The 19,826-nt window shown below is 51.6% G+C and carries 15 protein-coding genes; 10 read left to right on the top strand and 5 right to left on the bottom strand.

The window, feature by feature from the left end; genetic code table 11:
- The first annotated feature begins 7 nt into the window (after nt 1-7).
- From MRY86_RS24380 to MRY86_RS24410, 7 genes are all read left to right on the top strand, one after another.
- Entirely contained in the window at nt 8-2,797 is a 2,790-nt protein-coding gene (locus MRY86_RS24380; protein WP_293571986.1) for a PKD domain-containing protein, read from the top strand.
- Nucleotides 2,798-2,922: 125 nt separating this feature from the next.
- A complete protein-coding gene (locus MRY86_RS24385; protein WP_293565354.1) occupies nt 2,923-3,813 on the top strand; it encodes a 3-hydroxybutyryl-CoA dehydrogenase in 891 nt (296 codons plus the stop codon).
- An 89-nt stretch (nt 3,814-3,902) separates the two neighbouring features.
- Entirely contained in the window at nt 3,903-4,724 is an 822-nt protein-coding gene (locus MRY86_RS24390; RefSeq protein ID WP_293565352.1) for a glucosaminidase domain-containing protein, read from the top strand.
- 202 nt (nt 4,725-4,926) lie between these two features.
- Nucleotides 4,927-6,264: a T9SS type A sorting domain-containing protein gene (locus MRY86_RS24395; protein WP_293565350.1), complete on the top strand. Its 1,338-nt coding sequence runs from the start codon at nt 4,927-4,929 to the stop codon at nt 6,262-6,264.
- 178 nt (nt 6,265-6,442) lie between these two features.
- Nucleotides 6,443-6,985 (top strand): TRAP transporter small permease subunit, encoded by a 543-nt coding sequence (locus tag MRY86_RS24400; RefSeq protein WP_293565348.1) that lies wholly within the window; start codon nt 6,443-6,445, stop codon nt 6,983-6,985.
- Nucleotides 6,986-6,987: 2 nt separating this feature from the next.
- Nucleotides 6,988-8,292: a TRAP transporter large permease subunit gene (locus tag MRY86_RS24405; RefSeq protein ID WP_293565346.1), complete on the top strand. Its 1,305-nt coding sequence runs from the start codon at nt 6,988-6,990 to the stop codon at nt 8,290-8,292.
- Between the two features lie 170 nt (nt 8,293-8,462).
- The gene (locus MRY86_RS24410) at nt 8,463-9,629 is read left to right on the top strand and encodes an Nramp family divalent metal transporter (protein WP_293565344.1); all 1,167 of its coding nucleotides are present in this window, start codon (nt 8,463-8,465) and stop codon (nt 9,627-9,629) included.
- A 501-nt stretch (nt 9,630-10,130) separates the two neighbouring features.
- Here MRY86_RS24410 and MRY86_RS24415 read toward each other — a convergent pair.
- Together MRY86_RS24415 and MRY86_RS24420 are read right to left on the bottom strand one after the other, a co-directional pair.
- Nucleotides 10,131-11,210, bottom strand: a complete 1,080-nt coding sequence (locus tag MRY86_RS24415) for an SUMF1/EgtB/PvdO family nonheme iron enzyme (RefSeq protein ID WP_293565342.1) — start codon at nt 11,208-11,210, stop codon at nt 10,131-10,133.
- 260 nt (nt 11,211-11,470) lie between these two features.
- Nucleotides 11,471-12,613 carry a TRAP transporter substrate-binding protein gene (locus MRY86_RS24420; protein WP_293565340.1) on the bottom strand — a complete coding sequence of 381 codons (1,143 nt, stop codon included), beginning with the start codon at nt 12,611-12,613 and terminating at the stop codon, nt 11,471-11,473.
- A 240-nt stretch (nt 12,614-12,853) separates the two neighbouring features.
- On the opposite strand from MRY86_RS24420, the gene MRY86_RS24425 reads away from it, so the two are divergent.
- Both MRY86_RS24425 and MRY86_RS24430 read left to right on the top strand, forming a co-directional pair.
- Nucleotides 12,854-13,900 (top strand): PA0069 family radical SAM protein, encoded by a 1,047-nt coding sequence (locus MRY86_RS24425; protein ID WP_293565338.1) that lies wholly within the window; start codon nt 12,854-12,856, stop codon nt 13,898-13,900.
- A 68-nt stretch (nt 13,901-13,968) separates the two neighbouring features.
- Nucleotides 13,969-15,144 carry a Pycsar system effector family protein gene (locus MRY86_RS24430; RefSeq protein WP_293565336.1) on the top strand — a complete coding sequence of 392 codons (1,176 nt, stop codon included), beginning with the start codon at nt 13,969-13,971 and terminating at the stop codon, nt 15,142-15,144.
- Nucleotides 15,145-15,175: 31 nt separating this feature from the next.
- On the opposite strand, the gene MRY86_RS24435 is transcribed toward MRY86_RS24430, so the two are convergent.
- The 3 genes from MRY86_RS24435 to MRY86_RS24445 all read right to left on the bottom strand — a co-directional run bounded on the left by MRY86_RS24435 (nt 15,176) and on the right by MRY86_RS24445 (nt 19,378).
- Nucleotides 15,176-16,468 carry a sterol desaturase family protein gene (locus MRY86_RS24435; protein ID WP_293571988.1) on the bottom strand — a complete coding sequence of 431 codons (1,293 nt, stop codon included), beginning with the start codon at nt 16,466-16,468 and terminating at the stop codon, nt 15,176-15,178.
- A 111-nt stretch (nt 16,469-16,579) separates the two neighbouring features.
- Complete coding sequence (locus MRY86_RS24440) at nt 16,580-17,938, bottom strand: zinc-dependent metalloprotease (RefSeq protein WP_293567406.1); 1,359 nt, start codon at nt 17,936-17,938, stop codon at nt 16,580-16,582.
- 18 nt (nt 17,939-17,956) lie between these two features.
- Nucleotides 17,957-19,378, bottom strand: coding sequence for a hypothetical protein (locus MRY86_RS24445; RefSeq protein WP_293567403.1), 1,422 nt, complete (start codon nt 19,376-19,378; stop codon nt 17,957-17,959).
- Between the two features lie 219 nt (nt 19,379-19,597).
- Between MRY86_RS24445 and MRY86_RS24450 the strand changes: the two genes are divergently transcribed.
- On the top strand, nt 19,598-19,826 hold a 229-nt coding region (locus MRY86_RS24450; protein ID WP_293567400.1), incomplete at its 3' end, for a hypothetical protein.

The following is a 19,826-nucleotide window of genomic DNA, read 5'->3' on the forward strand; positions in this document are numbered from 1 at the left end:
CGACTTTATGAAAAACCTGACTGTTTTACTATTAGCGTTCTGTAGCTTCTTCAATAGCTATGCTACGGAGCTCAGCGTTTCCGGCAGCCTGCTATTTGGGCCCGATCAGGACCCTGTGCCTGGATTTGAAGTGGAATTGCTGCTGCCCTCCCTTGATGAGTACCTGTTTGCCGTTACTGAAGCGGATGGAAGCTACACGTTTACCTTCAACCACGACTTTAGCAACATGCCCACGCTAACGGCCACTGTGAGTACCATCGATTTCTGTACGGGCGTATTCCTTACGGAAACAGTAACGCTGCAGGAGAGTGCCCCTTCGGCAACGGGAGTGGACCTGATCATCTGTGGCGACATCAATCCGCCGCCACCACCGGAGCACTGCGAAGCCTTCTTCTTCATGGAGCAGATCAATGCTGACCCCTACGAAGTACAGTTTTATGACCTATCGAGCACCGCCACGCCTGTGGAATCCTGGTTTTGGGATTTTGGGGATGGCAACACGAGCGACGAAGCTTCCCCCCTGCACACTTATGCTACTACGGGAGTGTATGATGTTTCATTGACCATCACTGCTGATACTTGTACCGCTATCTTCACCAATCCGGTCTATGTTGAAGATTTCGTGCCCTGTGACTGCGACTGGAATGAGTACGACCCGGTGTGCATTGAGGTAGCGCCAGGCATTGTGGAGCTTTTTGAAACCCTCTGCTATGCCGAATGCGCAGGGTATAGCGCCGATGATGTCGTGGACTGCAGCGACAACGGCTTTGACCTTTGCGAAGCCTTCTTTACCTACGAACAAGGCGCGGATAGCCTGACCCTGGATTTTACGAGTTTTTCTTTCACTTTTGGGGACAGTATCATGGGCTACAACTGGACGTTCCCGGATGGCGGCACCTCAACGGAAGCCAATCCCAGCTACACTTTCTCAGAGACAGGGTCGTTTGATGTCAATCTCACCATCGTCACAGAAAGCGGCTGTGTCAGCTCCTATTCCCAACCCGTATATGTGGGGGACAACGGCGGTCCTTGCAACTGTGATGATGTCTTCGACCCGGTTTGCGTGATCAATGAAGCTGGCGTGATCATCACGATGCCGAGTGCCTGCGTAGCCATTTGCTCCGGTTATGGGCCGGATGAAATTTACGACGATTGCAATTTTGACGATTGCGACTGCCCGCTGGTTTTTGAGCCGGTTTGTGTGGAGCTGTTCCCCGGGCTGGTCTTCGAATTCCCCAATGCCTGTGTGGCAGAGTGCGAAGGCTTTACCACAGATGATTTTATCGATTGCGAAGGCGATGTCAGCTGCGTTTGCCCCGCCATTTTTGATCCGGTCTGTGTAGTGGAGAATGGCGACACCCTGACCTTCCAAAACCCTTGCTACGCCGAATGCGAGGGCTTTGGGCCTGATCAGTTCGAGGACTGCGATATCGATGCGCCCTGTGGTTGTGATGATGTCTTCGACCCGGTTTGTGTGGCGACGCCTTCCGGGCAGATTCTCACCTTCCCTAATGCCTGCTTTGCGGAATGCGAAGGCTATGATTCATCTGTGTTCTTTGAGTGCGACGATCCTGGTGACTGCAACTGTTATCAGGTTTACGATCCGGTATGTGTAACGCTTCCGAATGGCATTGAGCTGGTCTTCCAAAACGACTGTTATGCCGAATGCGAAGGCTTTGGCCCGGATGAGTATGCGCCCTGTGACGGTGGAGGCGAATTCTGCGAAGCTTACTTTGAGGTCATGGAAACCGATGTGCCCGGGCAGGTACAGTTTTTTGATGCCTCTTTCGTGACCGACGGTACGGTGGTGGAGTGGTTCTGGGACTTTGGTGATGGCAACAGCAGCACGGCGCAAAACCCGGTACATACTTATGCGGAAACAGGTATTGTGGAAGTTTCCCTGACCATCACAACCAATGAGGGCTGCACCAGTACTATTGTGCACCCGATATTCCTCGGTAGTGGCGGTGGCGCAGGCAATGGCCCGGAATGCCAGGCGATGTTCTCCTTCGAGCAGGATGCAGACGACCTGTTGTCCTTTACCTTCATGGATATGTCCATGGGCGATGACACAGATTCCTGGTTCTGGAGCTTTGGGGATGGCAATAGCAGCACGGCGCAAAACACGTCTCACACTTATGCTGCACCCGGGCTTTACCTGGTCACGCTGACCATTACCAGCGGCGATTGCACCAGCAGCATGAGCATGATTATCCTGACCGACTTCGATATCCTCTATGATGAAGACTGCCTCGCACTCTTCCTGCCGTTCAAGACCGATAGCCTGACCTATGCCTTCCTGAACCTGTCTTCCGATTTCGGGGCAGGCTACCAGTGGGATTTTGGCGATGGCAATACAAGTACGGAAGCCATGCCTGTGCACACTTATGCCGCACCAGGCAACTACGAAATCTCGCTGACGATGACGACACCGGATGGCTGTGTATCCACCTTTACCGTGACCATCAATCCGGTCATCAATGGCTTTACCGGGCAGCCTTCCTTCCTGATGGCAGTCGATACGGACGACAACTATGAACAACCACTGGGCCAGATCAAGGCTTATCCGAACCCCGCCCGTGAGCAAGCCACGCTTGACCTCGACCTTCAGCAGGGAGGCGCCTATGAATTGCGCCTGCTCAACCTGAACGGGCAAGCCCTCTGGCAGCAGCACTACAACTGGAGCGCCGGACGGCAGCAGATCGACCTCGACCTGTCGGACGTGCCCGCCGGTATGCTGATGCTGCAGGTGCGCGGCGAGCAGGGCACCGAAACCCTGCGCCTGATAAAGCAATAAACCGACTGTTGTAAGCAATTCACCCGTACTCCAATCATTTAAAACCCGCCTGCACGGTTCAGTCCGTGCAGGCTTTTTTGTATCTTCGCCCCCCGAAAATCCTAACATAGTCTAAAACCAAATCCATGAAAAATATCGCAGTAATCGGTGCCGGCACTATGGGCAACGGCATCGCCCACGTTTTCGCCATGAATGGCTATTCCGTCAGCCTGATCGACATCTCTGAGGAAGCGCTCGACAAAGCCCTCGCCACCATCACGAAGAACCTCGACCGCATGCTCAAAAAAGAGCGGATCACCGAGGAGGTGAAGCAGAAAACGCTTGCCAACCTGACCAAACAAACGGACCTGAAAACCGGTGTGGCTGAAGCTGATCTGGTCGTTGAAGCCGCCACCGAGCGCGTAGACCTCAAGCTGAAAATCTTCAAGGATCTGGACGAGGCGGCACCGAAGTCTGCCATCCTGGCGACCAATACTTCTTCCATTTCCATCACCAAGATTGCGGCAGCGACAACGCGCCCGGCGCAGGTCATCGGCATGCACTTCATGAACCCCGTGCCGGTCATGAAGCTGGTAGAGGTCATCCGCGGCTACGCCACTTCAGATGAGACCACGGACACCGTCATGGACTTGTCCCGCAAACTCGGCAAAGTGCCGGTAGAGGTCAATGATTACCCAGGGTTTGTCGCCAACCGGATTTTGATGCCAATGATCAATGAAGCGATTATCTCCCTGCACGAAGGCGTGGCCGGCGTGGAGGAAATCGATACGGTCATGAAGCTCGGCATGGCGCATCCTATGGGGCCGCTGCAACTGGCGGACTTTATCGGTTTGGATGTCTGCCTGTCCATCCTGAATGTCCTGTTTGAAGGCTTCGGCAATCCTAAGTACGCTCCTTGCCCGTTGCTGGTCAATATGGTGACGGCCGGCAAGCTGGGCGCGAAGTCAGGTGAAGGCTTTTACACCTACGGCCACGGTACTAAAGAACTGGTCGTGGCGGGCGCATTCAAAAAATAGCAATCAATTTGTTTCGTAGTCTTGTTTTTAAACATTTTTTGTTTTACATTTGTGTTTGTACACATTTTTGAAACAAAAAGGGGCAAGACATGGAAAGCAAAAGTACCCACCAAAACACCCTGTCCCTTCAAGCTCTGGCGGACGCCCTTCACCGCAACTGGTTCAACGGCGTCCTCCTGGGCCTGGGGATATACATTCTGTTTTTTAAAAACATCAGCATTCAGTTTAACCTGAACAGCATCGAGCAGCCCGTTGCGGTTGCGGAACAGGGCCTCGTGCCATCGTTTGGGCAGGCGCTGCCCGCCAGTTACAAAGCTGAAAAGCGCACCAATATCCAACAAAATGTCTCACAAATCAAGTGGGATACCCGTCAACCAGAGGATTTCCCAAACCTCACCTTCGTGCTGAATGACAACTACGCCGAGCGCCACCACGTGCGACCGGAGGTCAAGGAAGCCGTCAATGCTAAAGTAGAGGCTTATCTGGAGCAGTACAAAATGCTGGCGATCAGTGAAATGGAAGACTATGGGATCCCGGCAAGCATTACCCTCGCGCAGGGGCTGCTGGAATCCAACGCCGGAGAAAGCCTGCTCGCCAGGGAGTCCAACAATCACTTTGGGATCAAGTGCAAGCGCCAATGCCGGGGCTGTACCTGCCGCAATTACTCAGATGATGACCTCTACGATATGTTCCGGGTCTTTGGGGATGCCAAAGAGAGCTTCCGGGCACATTCTGAACTGCTCAACGGCGAACGGTACAAGCATCTGCACCGGGTGCGCATTTCCGATTATAAAGGCTGGGCGCGGGGCCTAAAAAAAGCGGGCTACGCTACAGACAAGGCTTATGCGGATAAGCTCATCCGTATTATTGAGAAATTGGACTTGACTCAGTTTGACCGGCTGGGGGCGTAATGTATCATAGACCCTGTCATTTCACCAATCTTGAATGGTTAGAGGGGATTCGATAATAAATAACAACTTAATGCCTGCTTCTGAGCCTGTTTCATCAGGAGTAGGCATTAAGTTGCAGTTATCATGATTACTTCGTAATTTAGAAGTTAAATTCATCGTAGTTAGTACATTTTTTCATTTTCCACCACTAAAAGCTATCGAAATGTATAAGTCGCTCCTCTTAACCACCTTTACATTCTGTCTCGTATTCAGCGGCAACGCTCAGGATACTTTTACTGAACAATTGAATATTCCTGGTCCTTCGGGTAAATTAATTGCTTCTTTTGAAGAAGTACCATTCCTGATGAATGGGCAAGAGCGCTTTATTGTTGCAAGACGTTCTGAGCACTGGGAAGATGTTGGCTGGATCGCTGTAGACTCTACTTTTTATGAACTTAGTGCATCCGGACAATTAATAATGAGTGAAATCCTCGATTACGATGAAGATACAGGTTGGACGTTCCGTAGCAGGTATTTCCCCAAGTTGACTGACTTTGGTAAAATTGAGACGTTTTTGGTCGAAGAATGGAATAGTAGCGAGTGGGTGCCCAGTCAGGTAGACACTTTTGCTTACAATTCAGATCAACTCTTGACTTATAAATGGACTTATCTATTTGATCCAACTGCTATAGACTGGATGCCATGGAGCCGGGATTCTTATGATTACATTTCCGGAGTTGAGATACCAATACTTAGAATTGGGGCTATCTGGAATTCAGATGAGGAGACTTGGGTAAACAAGTTCAAATTCGAAGCAACCATTAATGAGCACGGTAAGGATAGCACCCTAACTTTTTTCCAATACACAGGAGGAGCTTGGATACCTACCAGCAAATTTTCAAAGACTTACAATCAGGATGGACTTGTCGTAGAGGCCATTAATCAGCAATGGATTGATGGTAGTTGGGTAAATATCAACAAAGAAGAAATTGAGACTTTAGATGACGGCTTGCTCACTATTGTAAAAAATTATTTATGGCTCGATGGGATCGCTGAATGGTATCCGACAACATGTATTACGACTGAGCTTGATAGTTTGGGTTGGACCAATCGACGCCTTGAGCAACAGTGGGATACTGACTCTGAAAGTTACCTGAACTTCCAATTAGGCGAATTTGAAAACTTTGATACCTATTCTGTATTTACAAACCAAATATGGAGTGCGGAGGAATCTGTCTGGATCAATCAATCACGGTATTTTAACTTTTTTGAAACCTTTACAGCAACCATTGAGCCTGAGCCTCAATCATCTATTTCGGTATATCCTAATCCAAGCGAGGGAACAATCACGGTGGATTTAAGCCATACCCGTTTCCAGCAGCCTAATTCCCTACAAATACGCTGTACCGACTTGCAGGGCAGAACGCTCATAGTGTCGGATGTGGAACCGTTTGAAAGCACATTAGAGTTAGCGTTGCCCAATATGCCAAACGGCACATACATTTTATCCCTCTCGGATGGGCGGCAGATATGGCGACAGAAAATTGTGGTACAGCGGTAGCTATACAACAGTATTTTACGTTCGACAAATGCAGTTTTAATATCAGCTGAATGTTTTGAAGGTCTTCCTGCCTAGGGTGCAAAATGAAAACTTTTTTAAGGAAATTCCCCGCTAACATAGCACAATCCTTATCTTTCGTCAGCAATCAAAGCAAGAAAAATCAACAAAACCCTGGCTGATGGTATCTACGCTCCGGAAAGTTGCCCAGGCTATCCACACCCTGAATGAGCAGGTGGGCAGAGCGGCAGCATGGCTGACTACGCTGCTTATGCTGCTGGTCTGTTTCGATGTGGTGGTCCGTTATTTATTTAATGAAACTCAAGCCTGGATTATGGAGCTGGAATGGCACCTGTTCGGGCTTATTTTTTTGCTGGGGGCCGGGTATGCTTTCCGGCACGACCGGCATGTCAGGGTGGATTTGTTTTACGCTAAGTTCTCGGCTAAGGATAAGGCGCTGGTGAATCTCTTCGGAGGCTTGATATTTCTGATTCCCTGGACGGCTATTCTGATTTACGTTTCCTTTGAATACGCCACTATTGCCTACAAAATAGGAGAGGGGTCGCCCGATCCCGGAGGGCTCCCGGCCCGGTACATCATCAAGTTTGCAATAACCGCAGGCATGGTACTGCTTTTCCTGCAAGGGCTCGCGAGTATTATTGACAACTGGTTGATCTTTAAAGGTAAAGCCCCTTCCCATTCCAGCACCTCTGAAACCGAATAGCCATGGCCATCCTTGCGATATTACTGTTCATCAGCATCTTTCTGCTCATTTTGTACGGATATCCTGTAGCCTTTACGCTCGGGGGGATTTCCATCCTGTACGCTATCTGCTTTCTGGATCCGGGCAGCTTCATTGCACTGTCTCCCCGCATGATGGGCGTTGTGAGCAATTATGTGCTGATGGCGGTGCCCCTTTTCATCTATATGGGCATCATGCTGGAGAAATCGGGACTGGCGGAAAGTCTTTTGGAGACCATGGCGATGTTGTTTGGGAAAGTCCGGGGCGGGCTGGCGATTAGCGTAGTGATCGTCGGTGCGTTATTAGCCGCTTCCACCGGAATTGTAGGCGCAACCGTAATCACCATGGGCCTAATCAGCCTGCCGACCATGCTGAAGCGCGGTTACCGCACTGAGCTGGCTACGGGCACGATTGCCGCATCCGGCACCCTCGGGCAGATCATTCCGCCTTCTGTCGTATTGGTGCTCCTGGGCAGCGTGCTGAATGTTTCTGTGGGGCAGCTGTTTGCCGCGGCGCTCATCCCGGGGCTGCTGCTTGTACTCGTTTATATTGTGTACATCGCCATCACTGCCTGGGTGCGCCCGGGGTATGCGCCAAGTATGCCGAAAGAAGAACTGGAGGCTTTCTGGGCTTCAGGGGCTACCCGTAAGGTGCTGCAGGCTTTTGTCCTGCCTATGCTTCTAATCGTGGCCGTGCTGGGCTCCATTTTTGCAGGCATTGCTTCGCCTACCGAGGCTGCCGCCGTAGGGGCAATGGGCGCTACCTTGCTTACCATCAGTCAGGGCAAATTCAATCTGGAAGTCTTAAAGTCCGTCATGCGGGAAACGACCCACCTGACAAGCATGGTCTTTGTGATTTTGCTGGGCGCTACTGTCTTTTCCTTCGTCTTTCGGGAAATGGGCGGGGACACCTATCTCGTCAGCCTGATCGAAGAAGCCAATCTGTCGCCCATGGCATTTCTGGCCCTGGTGATGATCGTGGTCTTCGTCGCCGGCTTTTTCATCGACTTTATTGAAATCATCTTCATCATCGTGCCAGTAGTGGCTCCTATTTTTGTGCAGATGGATATTGATTTGATCTGGATAGGCGTACTGCTGGGGCTGAACCTGCAGACCTCCTTCCTGTCACCGCCGTTCGGGTTTTCCCTGTTTTACCTCAAAGGGGTAGCACCTCCGGGTGTGACAACCCAGCATTTGTACCGGGGTATTTTGCCGTTTGTGATTATTCAGCTGGTGTTTCTCGGTACGGTCATTCTTTTCCCTGAGGTAGTGTACTTTTTGATTGATTAAGCAGATCGGCAGGAGGACAGCTTGCTGGCTTTTGGGTTTACGGTGAAGAATTTTTGATTTGCAGAGCAAATTCGGATGGATACAGGGAGCGAGCATACCGAACAAAGACATTTATTTATCCAAATTCCAGAGCCATCCAAAGCAAGAAAAAATACTTCGGCCCATCCACATTGGTAGCTGCTGCCTTTATTGGCCCGGGCACCGTCACCACCTGTACACTGGCAGGCGTTCAATCAGGTTATAGCTTACTATGGGCGATGGCTTTTGCTACGCTGACCACTATTGTATTGCAGGAAATGTCAGCCCGCTTGGGCTTCGTAACCCAAAAGGGATTGGGTGAGGCTCTTTGCCGCCAATTTCCCCGTGGCATAAACAGGGTCATTGTATTTCTCCTGGTGGTTGGTGCTATTGTTATTGGCAACGCAGCCTACGAAGCCGGAAATATTACCGGTGGGGTACTTGGAATGGAGCTGCTGGTCATGCCTTCTAGATTCTGGGCACTGGTGATTGGAGGGGTCAGTTTTCTTTTGCTCTTTTTGGGTAAATACCGTTGGGTAGAACGGGTACTCATTGGTTTGGTGGCGGTTATGAGCATTTGCTTTTTATTGACGGCTATTTTATTGAAACCAGATTTGGGCGCTATTATCCGTGGCTTTTGGCCGGGTAGCATTTCCGAAAGGGATTGGCTCTTGGCATTAGCGGTAGTTGGCACCACGGTAGTCCCGTACAATTTATTCCTGCACGCGTCTACGATTTCTAAAAAATGGGCTCCTGGCATGGCATTAAAGGATGTGCAGATGGAAAATGCGGTTTCGATATTGCTAGGTGGCATCGTCTCCATGCTCATTATCATTACAGCGGCAAGCTCAGCTTCAGCTGTCTCTGAGGTGCAGTCGGCGCAAGACTTGGCTGCCCAGCTCGAACCTGTCTTCGGTAGCGGTGCTAAATGGTTAATGGGGATAGGCTTAATGGCTGCAGGGATTAGCTCGGCACTGACCGCCCCATTGGCCGCCGCCTACGCTGCCTGCGGATTATTGGGCTGGCCTGCCAATGAAGATGACCAACGGTTCCGCGCCGTTTGGATGAGTATACTGGGCATTGGGGTACTCGTGGCGACTATGGGATTCAAGCCCATTCAGGTCATAAAGTTCGCTCAGATCGCAAATGCGCTCCTCCTCCCTTTGATTGTCTTGTTTCTGTTCTACACCGTCAATCAGAAGGAAATCCTGGGACAATACGTCAATAGCCGGCGGTCGAATGCCTTAGGACTGATGGTAATTTTGGTGACGATAATGCTGTCGGTAAAGGTATTGTGGGAAGGGCTGGGGGTTTGGTAGGATGTGCTTGTGAAAAATCCAGATCATCTTATCCGTTTTAATGGAGAAAAGTTTCTGGGGCTTTATTAACAGAGAAGACCTGATTGTACCAACAGTGCCAAAAAGCAATTCAGGGCATCAATTCTAATAAGTCCATCTCTAGTCAGGTGGCGACTTTGGAGTCGCGACCTGATAGGCACCTTCAGGCCACAATTCCAAAATCGCCGCCTGAGTTACCCTACCGCAGCGCAAAACCCAATGCCCTATATATGCTGGCTATATATATTCCTATACTTCAGACACGACACCCCTAAATCCCTATATATCCTTATGCATTTTACTACTATATATGATAGAGCATATAGGCTATATATAGTAAGAGGGCATAACCCGTAATACGAGCTATGCCCTCTTGAATGGTATGGCAAAAAGGTAATCCGCCTACGCTAAAGCTACGGCGGACGGAGAAAAACTAACGTCCTGCCCCTTGGGATGCGCAATCTTCTAGAGGAGGGGCACTGCCTATTCCGCGGTCCTGGAGAGGCGGAACCCTATGTCGTCGTACCTGCGGTCCGGGCTGCCGCCGTTGCGATAGGCGCAACGCAGGCCGGCTGGTCCGTTGCTCCATGAGCCGCCCCGTAGAACCCGGCGAGAGCCCGTACTGGAGCCACGGGGGTTGCGACTGGAGCTGTTGTTGTAGTAATCACTATCGTACCAGTCCCAACACCATTCCCAAACATTACCGCTCATGTCATGCAGATTCAATTCGTTTGGGCTATTGAGACTGCCTACTGGTACTGTTTGTTTACGATATGTTCCTACCACAGAGTAACGCGTTTTATAACTTTCTGAAGCATCAAAATTCAACTCAGAGGCCCGTGCAATATCCTTACCATTTCCGAACTGGACATTTTTCCCTCGTTCTCTTGCCGCAAACTCCCACTCCGCCTCCGTAGGCAAGCGGTAGCCATTAGCGCTCCAGTCGGCGGTGACTCTATCTCCACTGATGGTGTAGACGGGTTGATAGCCCTCCTGCTGGCTCCGCCAGTTGCAGTAAGCTACTGCATCATGCCAGCTTACATAGATGACCGGTCTTCGTGCCCTGCCCCAGCCTTCATCATCTGGCTTACTTTTCCCGGTGGCTTCGCAGTAGGCATCGTACTCCTCAAAGGTGACCTCGTGCCGCCCGATGTAGAAATCGCTAACGGTTACGCTGTGTACAGGCTTTTCATCACTGCCTCCTTCTGTGCTCGTGCTGCCCATTTGGAAGGTGCCCCCCTTTACAAAAGCCATATTCCCAGACAAAGGAGTGGCTTTTACTGCTCTATCCGGCAATAGACCATCCCGTTTATGCTCCGCCAGATTGGCCTGTATTTGGCCCAGGGTAGGGTCTTCTACTACTTCCGTTTCGAAGCCAAAGCGCCGCTTTAGTTCTTTTGCAATCGCATGTACATTTGCTACAGGCTGTGGCAGGTGGGACAACCCGTCCTCCTCGTAATTAGAGACAGCGAAGAAGAGGGCGCGGTCCTGACTGGATCGGGGGGACTGTGCTCTGCTATTTACCAATGTGCCTACTAATAAAAAAAGGACGATGAAACGCATGGGGTCAAAGGTTTGGAGCCCTAAATGTAGGGAAAATAGGGTGACCGTGCTAAAAAAGCAGACACCACTCTTCCCAAACGGTACAAATTAAATTCCAAATTAAAAAACGGTTGACGCCTGTACGATAGCTTTCGGAACGCAAACTCCGCCGTCGAACATGCAATTTCGACAGCCGCCACCCGCTCTTACGTGTTCCGCGACATGTTCCAGACGTGCTCCAATCCCATTCAAATTTTGATGCGTTTACCCTAACGCTATACCTACCCCAACCGAATCCCCGCATCCACCTGAATCTGGTTATAATAAGCCTTCTCCGTAATCGCTGCATAGTCCGCCGCCTTTTGCTGGAAACTGCGGTAGGATTCATACACTTTTCTGCTTTTGGGGTCCCGGGCGGTGATTTCGTTAATCGCTTCCGCAGTGTAGGTGCGCATCTGCTGGATGACTTCATCCGGGAAGCGACGAATGTTGATGCCTTTTTCCAGGAACTTGGCGAGGGCAGCGGCATTATTGGCTTCCATTTGGCTGAGAATCCAGCCGGAGAGCTCCCCTGCTACGGTCTTGATGATGCCCTGTAGGTCAGAGGGCAGTTGTTCCATTTGCTCCTTGTTGACGAAGAACTCCAGCATGGTGCCAGGTTCGTGCCAGCCGGGGCTGTAGTAGTATTCGGCGATCTCGTGGAAGCCCATCAGGGTATCGTGGAAGGGGCCCAGCCACTCCGTGGCATCGATGACGCCGCGTTCCAGCCCGGTATAGATCTCACCGCCTGCCATGAGCACCGGTGCGCCGCCCGCTCGTTGCAGCACCTTGCCGCCCAGGCCGGGGATGCGCATTTTGAGCCCTTTCAGGTCTTCAACGCTTTTGATCTCTTTATTAAACCAACCGCCCATCTGCACGCCGGTATTGCCGCCCGGCATAGGGATGAGGTTGAAATCGGCGTAGAGTTCCTCCCATAGTTTAAGGCCTCCGCTGACCATCCACGCATTGAGCTGCTGTGCGTTCATACCAAATGGGACGGAGGCAAAAAACTGCGCGGCTTCTGTTTTGCCCGCCCAGTAATAGGCAGCTCCGCAACCCAATTCTGCACCGCCTTCCCGCACGGTATCAAAGGCTTCCAGTGCCGGCACCAGTTCATTGCCACCGTAGACTCTGATGTCCATACGCCCACCGGATAACTGCCGTACGCGGTCAGCAAAAAGCTCACAGGCTTCGCCCAGGATCGGGAACTTAGGCGGCCAGGTGGTCACCATCTTCCAGCGGTATTTTTTGGCGGTGATGATGTTGGGGCTGCCATCGCTTTCTTCCTGCGCATGGCTGACGCCGCCCAGCCCTTTAATCACAAAGGGGAGGGAAATGGTGCCAAGGGCTAATCCTTTGAAAAAGGTTTTACGGTTGAGCTTCATGAGTCAGAATAAAATTTCAAACAAGATAGTGGAAATTTTAAAACCTTGCCAGAGCGGGGGGGAGGGCCGCTGGGATCGAGGTTGAGGTTAAGGCTTAGGTTGAGACCAACGGGGACCCTCCGCAGGAAGCGACCGTTAACTGTCGCCGCCAGGAAGGCTGCGTCTGGCTCTCAACCTTAACCTCAGTCTCCACGTTTTTTAATTAAATTGTTTTATATTTGTTTAAAATAAAACAATTTAATGGATAAGCCATCCGCAAAATACAATCAGGGCAGGGGAGCCCAAATCAATCCTGCCAACCGCTTTCATGAACACGACTATGGACTGGAGCCTTTGCAGCCTGATGCCAGGACGCAGTACATCCCGGTTTACCCCAAAACCATCCTCAACCGGGTGGAAAGCCCGGACATCGGCATGGCCTGGTCGATGAACCCCTATCAGGGCTGTGAGCATGGCTGTATTTACTGCTACGCCCGCAATACCCACAATTACTGGGGCTACAGTGCGGGACTGGACTTTGAACAAAAGGTGCTTTACAAAAAAGATGCCCCACAGCTGCTCGAACAGCAGCTCAAAAAGAAAAACTGGACGCCTGAACCCATCATGCTGGCAGGCAATACGGATTGTTATCAACCGGCAGAGCAAACGCTGGGCATCACCCGGGAAATCCTCAAAGTACTGTGGAAGTACCGCCATCCGGTAGGCATTATTACCAAAAATAGTATGGTCCTGCGCGACCTTGACCTGCTACAGCCTATGGCAGAAAACCGTTTGCTACGGGTATCCATTTCCCTGACCACGCTGGATGAGAAGCTGCGCCGCCTGCTCGAGCCCCGGACCGCCTCCGTGAAGGCTCGCCTGAAAACCATCGAAGTGCTCGCAGAGAAAGGCATCCCAGTGAATGTCATGATGGCGCCCATTATTCCCGGGTTGAATGACCACGAGATTCTGGAGGTGGGGCAAAGGGTTAGTAGCCTGGGCGCGGTTTCTATGGCCTACACAATGGTGCGCCTCAACGGAGATGTCGCTGCCATTTTTGAGGACTGGATCCGCAAGACGATGCCTGACCGGGCAGACCGGGTGCTCAACCGCATCCGGGATGTGCACGGGGGCGAGCTGAACGACAGCCGCTTTGGCACCCGGATGAGAGGAGAGGGGCAGTTCGCGGATGTCGTGAAACAACAATTTCAACTGGCACGTCAGCGGTACTTTTCGGATAAGGTCAAGCCGGAATACAACCTGGATTTGTTCGAGCAGGGCCGCAATCCCCAAATGTCCCTGTTCTGAACTTGCATGAGTGGCAAGCGTTTCAGAGATTAGCTGCTCATTAGCTTTTTTGTAAACACAAAACCACTATGCCCGAAACCTCACTGCTTGCTGCTGCTGAAACGGCCGTTTACCAATATTTGGCGGAACATTTGCCGCCCCGCTATGTCTTTCACGATTTCAACCATGCTAAAGCTACGGCAGATGTCGCTGCCGAGCTTACCGCTGAAGCAGATTTACCGGAAGCAACGCGCAACGCCCTGATCATTGCGGCCTGGTTTCACGATGTAGGTTACACAGAGGGCGAAGAAGGGCATGAACAACGCAGCGTCGAACAGGCGAAGCAATTCCTTGAGCCATTTCCGGAGACGGTCATTGACCACGCGCTGGCAGAGCAGTTGATCCTAAGCACCATGCCTGGCCAAAAGCCCGGTTCTAAACTGGAACAATGGCTGCACGATGCCCACTATTCCTTCCTGGGCCGGAAACGCTTTGAACGGCGCGGGCAGTTGCTCCGCCTCGAAGAAGAAGCCATCTCCGGTAAGAACTACACCACCCACGAGTGGGAAAGGCGCTTGCTGGAGCTTCAGTTGGATACCAAATTCCTGACTCCGGAAGCCCACGAAGCATTTGCCAGCCGAAAAAATAAGAATATAGCCGAGCAACGGGATAAAATCCGGAAAGCCCGGAAAACAACAATCCGGAAGAAGACTGGCAAGGATTTTGGCCGGGGTGTGGATACAATCTATCGGGTCACCCTTCGCAACCACATCAACCTGAGCTCTATTGCTGATGGGAAGGCCAATATGATCATCAGTATCAACACCTTGGTACTGTCTATCCTTATCACAGCAGGATCAGCGGGTTTCTCCATCAGCCCTGCTAATTTTGAGGAAAACCTGGAGTATATCCTCCCTGTGCTCTTGCTTATGGTCACCTCACTGATGGCCATTACCTTCGCCGTATTCTCAGCTATACCGAAGGTGTCCGGTCAGGATTTTACCGATGAGGACGTCAAAAAACATAATGTGAGCCTCCTATACTTCGGTAATTTTCTGAGCCTGCCCAAGGAGCAATTTGTAGGCTACCTGCGCGATCTAAAAGAGGATCAGGAGGTCTTGTACGATGACCTTTCCCGGGACTTATACAACCTGGGCCTCGTACTAAAGAAAAAATACCGCCTCCTCACTTATGCCTATCGGACTTTTGTGGGGGGGCTGGTAATTAGCTTTCTGGTTTTCGTATTTACCTTTCTGCTCAAATAACCTGGTACTGCAAGCCTTTTTTGCCTTCTGTTCAAATTGTTGTAACGGAGTCAGTTCGCAGGCGTCCAGTTTTGGCTTTCTGACCGCCTCCGGATGTATTGAAATAATACACCACTCCAACACTTAGCAGAAAATAGGCGGCAAGGGCATAGGTGGCCATTGGGGAAAAACTGTTGAGCCCAAACCAGTCTCCGGTAGCCCAGATCAGGACGAGTCCAATGCCCGACTTCACGAGCTCTACCGCCCAGGCATAGCGGCTTTGGTCCATCAGCATGCTGTAGCTGAAAATACAGAGGACCAGAAAAAGCCCGTAAAGGATGGCCTGTTGCGCACCGATTTCCGCCAGATTATTAAATAGGTACATCATCAGTAGGAACACGGTGGTGAACTGCAGCCAGGACCACCACTGCATCGCCCTGGAAAGCTTTGGATCGTACTTTTCGTAGGCATAAGGGTCTTCAATTCCGGAAAGCGGGTACTTTTCCTTTACATCAGCCGGGCGCCACCCGGTTGGTTTGAACCAGATCGTGAACTTCGCTTTCCAGTCTTTCGTGCGCCAGGCATCCTTGATGAGCTGCCAAAGGTGCACAAAGTTGATAATGATGGGGTTCCAGGTGCGTACCGGGCGGGTTACCCCATAGACTGGCGGCACATCGTCCAGCTCTTCCTGGAAAGTGCCAAATATTTTGTCCCAGACGATGAAAATCTGAGAGAGGTTCTTATCCAGATATTCCTTGTTGATGGCGTGGTGGACGCGGTGATGAGAGGGTGTGACAATAAGGTGCTCCAACACGCCCATTTTGCCGATCAGGCGAGTGTGGTACCAATACTGTGCAAACAAGTGGAGTGGGGCGACCACCGCGACCACTTCTCCCGGCACGCCCAAAATGGCGATCGGCAGCAGGAAAAAGACCGTGATGGCCACAAACCCGGAGACCGACTGCCGCAAAGCACAGCCCAGGTTGAACTCCTCGCTGCTGTGGTGGATGATATGCCGGTTCCAAAAGTAGTTGACACTATGCGAAAGGCGATGCACCCAGTAACCTGCAAAGTCGAGCCCGATAAAAGCCAGGGTATAGACCAGCCAGGTGGATTTGATTTCAAACAGCCCGATTTCTCCTGCGAGCCAGTCGTAGGACACCACCACAACGGTGAGCCCAAGCACATCTTTAATCACATTGGTCAGGCCGGAGCTCAGGCTGGATAAGGTGTCCATGCTGCGGATCACCTTTTCGCCTTTCCACCAGGCGATACCAGCTTCCAAAAGGAGGAGAGCCATAAAAAACGGGATGGCGTAATTCAGTACGGCGGCGTAGGATTCCATGTCAATTTAGTTTGGCGAAATTTCGCTATGATTTGCAAATATATGGAATCCGATACAAAAAAAGTACCGGCAAACGACTGTATGCCGTCTGCCAGGTACCACTTTTTGGGGTTATAATTTGTTAAACTTCACGATTTCAGGGCCTGTCTCAGACTGCATATGGCAGAAGTAAGTACCCGGTGGCAGAGCGCTCACATCAATTTCGGTTTGGTGGTGTGCTTTTGCCTGATTTTCCCAAACCAACTGACCGGTAGCCGCAAAGACCTGCACCGTAAAATCTTGATCAGCCCACCTTAGGGTCAGGGCCGCAGCCGTAGGATTGGGGAAAAGGGTAGGGGGGCTGACTTCTTCGTTCCACCCACTGCTCAGGTGGTGGTGTGCCCAGTTTGTACCCCCTGATGCGAGGCTGCTGACCGGTACTCCAGCCGGGAAGTCACCATCGCAAAAGCGGTTGATGCGGGCGGTAAACTGCCCAAAATTGCCCGGAGTAGCAGAGAAACCCGGCTGTAACGTCACGGCATCTTCGGCTACGAACTGCACCTGAGCGAAACCGGTTGCTTCGTAATCGGCAGCGGTGATGGTTGACAGGGCCGCTTCATGGACAAAGCCGGAAAGCACCGTTGCACAGCAGAGGCTGAGGTTAGGATTCGTGACCAGAATATTATTGGCCGAGGCGAAGGGGCTGGACAAGATGCTGTGCATCCGCTTCTCCTGCATGGGCGTGAAAGTACCCCGGCAGTGGAATGGGGCGTAGCTCATGGTATTGGTCACATCAGGGCTGTAACTGTCCCCGTTCCCATCGGTTTCTGTACCGATAAAGCTACAAGTTGTATCGTCTACATTACTTCCCAGGCTGGGATCGGCGGGGGTGTCGCAAAGCTTATCGCCTGCGCCTCCGCAATTGCTGCCGTCCACCAGTTCGGCTCCGAACGCAGTTTCGTGGGTGTGGTACAGCCCCAGGCAATGCCCCATCTCGTGCGACAGGTGCGGAGTGTTGAACCGGCCGGCGTAAATGGTGGTGTAGGTATTGGGGATGGCGTAGGCGGTGCCCCGGAAGAAGGTGTAATCGGGCAAGATATTGATGGTAATGACATCATTTAATGGCGGATAGGCCGCAATGAGGTCATCGGCAGTATCGCCATCAAATCCATCAGTGGGGCTGGCGAAGTTGGAATCATTGATACTGTAAATGCCCATCAGCGCAAAGCAGATGTCGTGGGGCGCATAGTAGGCTTCCAGGCGGTCAATTTCATCCAGGACTTCCTGCCGGGTGGGGCCTCCGGTGCCATTGTCTTCGTTAATGACCCGCACGGCTATTTTTACCGTGTAGGATAAATTGGCTGGTGCTCGCTGTGCTGCCGGATACCGTTCCAGGTAGTCGGGCGAAGCGGGCGTCAGGCAGTCAGGGTCTTGCCCAAACAGCGCTAAACCCAGCAGCAATAGGGTAGTGGTAAGGATTAGATGTTTCATGTCGTTGGTCTTTTGGGCTTATTGTTGTTCTAATTGTGCAATGCGGGCCTCGAGGGCTTCGAGCTGCGCTTTTAGTGCTTTGTTTTCCTGATCTGCGGCGATAGCGTAGAGGGTCAGTTCCTCGACTTTTTCCACCAACAGCCGCTGTGTGCTGCCGATTTCAAAGCCGCCTTTGGCTTCTATCGTTTGAGCAGGCTGAAAGCCGGGGAGGTGGCGATGGCGGTCGATGAAGTCGGCGACCTCCTTTAGCTCAGGCAGGTTGTAGCTGTTGCTAAATACATAATCCGGCCAGTTGGCTTCCAGCTTGACGGTCACTTCCTCCGCCAGTACGGAGCCGCCCACGTACAGGCGATGGTTGCCTGGGGTTGCGGTGGTGCCCACGGTCAGGGTTTGGTCGACCGTAGCGGTGTTGCTGCCCAGATGGCCCGTGACGGTTGCATTATCGGTTACGGTAAGCGCTCCGCCAATTTGAGTGATGCCACCTACCTTGAGCTGATCGCCAATGACTCCATTATTAGCTACGCTAAGGTCTTCGCCAACGAAAGCATCGGTGCCCACTTGCAGGCCCTGCTGTATGACGGCATTCTTGGCGACATTAAGGGCTTCGTTGACCAGGGTGCGGCCGGCGATTTCCAAAAAGAAACCGGCAGCAGGGGCATCTGTACCCAGCCCGACCTGTGTGCCATCATCCCAGAGCTGACTGTCGCCAAGGCTGCTTTCTCCGGTGAACTTCGCCAGGCGGTTAGGCGTGCCGCTGATGTCTTCACTGGTCAGCATTTTGAACCAGCTTGCCGTGCCCCAGTCCGGCGCATCGCCCTGCCAGCTGCGGTGGAAAATGCCCTCTTCGGCGAAAAAGAGCTGATGGTCCAGGCTGTTGCCACCGGGGGCCAGGGTCAGCAAGCCGCCATCGGCTGCCGCCGTGACCGGAAGTACACTAAATGCGGTACTGACATGGCGCTCCAGGTAAAGTTCATCTACGTAAGTGTCAGGTGCACTGTCCATTGAGCCATTGTCATCCACATGCAGCCGCCCAAAGAAGTCGCCTGTAGTATGAGTGTGGCCGACCGTGTGCAGGTCGAACGATGGGGTAGTGGTGCCAATGCCCACCTTTCCATTGGCAGTGACCGACATACGCGGCATCAGCTGCGGATAGCCCGTCTGAAAGCGGAGATCAGCCGCAAAGCCATCGGGCTGCACGGGGCCGGAAACGTAAGCGCGCATTTCAGCACCGGTGTAATAATCGCCGCCCGTCACCCAGCCTTGTAGCTGTACAGCGCCCAGGCTGTCGTCGTCTACAACGGGGAGTTTGCCAACGCCAAGCTGAAAGCCATTGTTTTTGGCGGCAAAAAGTGCAGGGTCATCGCCAATGATCTGTGCATTCAAAAGGGTAGTAGTGCTTCCTGCTGCAAACAGGATAGCCAGGATGATTAGTTTTCTCATGGTTTTTTAGTGTTTTTGGTATATATTTAGTCCTTTATCACCGCTCTAAAGCAAGTGTTACGAAATCAGTTGAATTTTTTGTCTAAATTACCTCTATACAAAACCTGTATTCATAACCTCTAAAGAACTTGTGACGATCACCGAAGGTCATGTTATAATAATGCGCGATCTAACCCCGGGACGATCCTGGCAGAACAAGTCCTATTTAAAATCCGCCCCATGTTAAAGAAATACATTACCCTTTTGCTTATAGCTTTTGCTGGTTATGGTTTAAATGCACAATGCCCGCCGGGCGATGTCATCCTTAGCTCCCAGGCGGAGGTAGATGCCTTTGTGGCTGACTATCCCAATTGTACGGAAATAGCGGGAAATATGCTAATTGGCAGCCTTACTGACAACACTGACATTATTGACATCTCTGGTCTTAGTCCTCTCACCGCCATTGAAG

Source organism: Phaeodactylibacter sp. (assembly GCF_022763345.1).
Taxonomy (GTDB): domain Bacteria; phylum Bacteroidota; class Bacteroidia; order Chitinophagales; family Saprospiraceae; genus Phaeodactylibacter.

Excerpts from the sequence above, each read along its gene's own strand:
- MRY86_RS24405 (WP_293565346.1), top strand. The coding sequence starts at position 6,988 with ATGGCCATCCTTGCGATATTACTGTTCATCAGCATCTTTCTGCTCATT.
- MRY86_RS24380 (WP_293571986.1), top strand. The coding sequence starts at position 8 with ATGAAAAACCTGACTGTTTTACTATTAGCGTTCTGTAGCTTCTTCAAT.
- MRY86_RS24430 (WP_293565336.1), top strand. The coding sequence starts at position 13,969 with ATGCCCGAAACCTCACTGCTTGCTGCTGCTGAAACGGCCGTTTACCAA.
- MRY86_RS24435 (WP_293571988.1), bottom strand. The coding sequence starts at position 16,468 with ATGGAATCCTACGCCGCCGTACTGAATTACGCCATCCCGTTTTTTATG.
- MRY86_RS24440 (WP_293567406.1), bottom strand. The coding sequence starts at position 17,938 with ATGAAACATCTAATCCTTACCACTACCCTATTGCTGCTGGGTTTAGCG.
- MRY86_RS24420 (WP_293565340.1), bottom strand. The coding sequence starts at position 12,613 with ATGAAGCTCAACCGTAAAACCTTTTTCAAAGGATTAGCCCTTGGCACC.
- MRY86_RS24395 (WP_293565350.1), top strand. The coding sequence starts at position 4,927 with ATGTATAAGTCGCTCCTCTTAACCACCTTTACATTCTGTCTCGTATTC.
- MRY86_RS24385 (WP_293565354.1), top strand. The coding sequence starts at position 2,923 with ATGAAAAATATCGCAGTAATCGGTGCCGGCACTATGGGCAACGGCATC.
- MRY86_RS24390 (WP_293565352.1), top strand. The coding sequence starts at position 3,903 with ATGGAAAGCAAAAGTACCCACCAAAACACCCTGTCCCTTCAAGCTCTG.
- MRY86_RS24425 (WP_293565338.1), top strand. The coding sequence starts at position 12,854 with ATGGATAAGCCATCCGCAAAATACAATCAGGGCAGGGGAGCCCAAATC.
- MRY86_RS24415 (WP_293565342.1), bottom strand. The coding sequence starts at position 11,210 with ATGCGTTTCATCGTCCTTTTTTTATTAGTAGGCACATTGGTAAATAGC.
- MRY86_RS24445 (WP_293567403.1), bottom strand. The coding sequence starts at position 19,378 with ATGAGAAAACTAATCATCCTGGCTATCCTGTTTGCAGCAGGAAGCACT.
- MRY86_RS24400 (WP_293565348.1), top strand. The coding sequence starts at position 6,443 with ATGGTATCTACGCTCCGGAAAGTTGCCCAGGCTATCCACACCCTGAAT.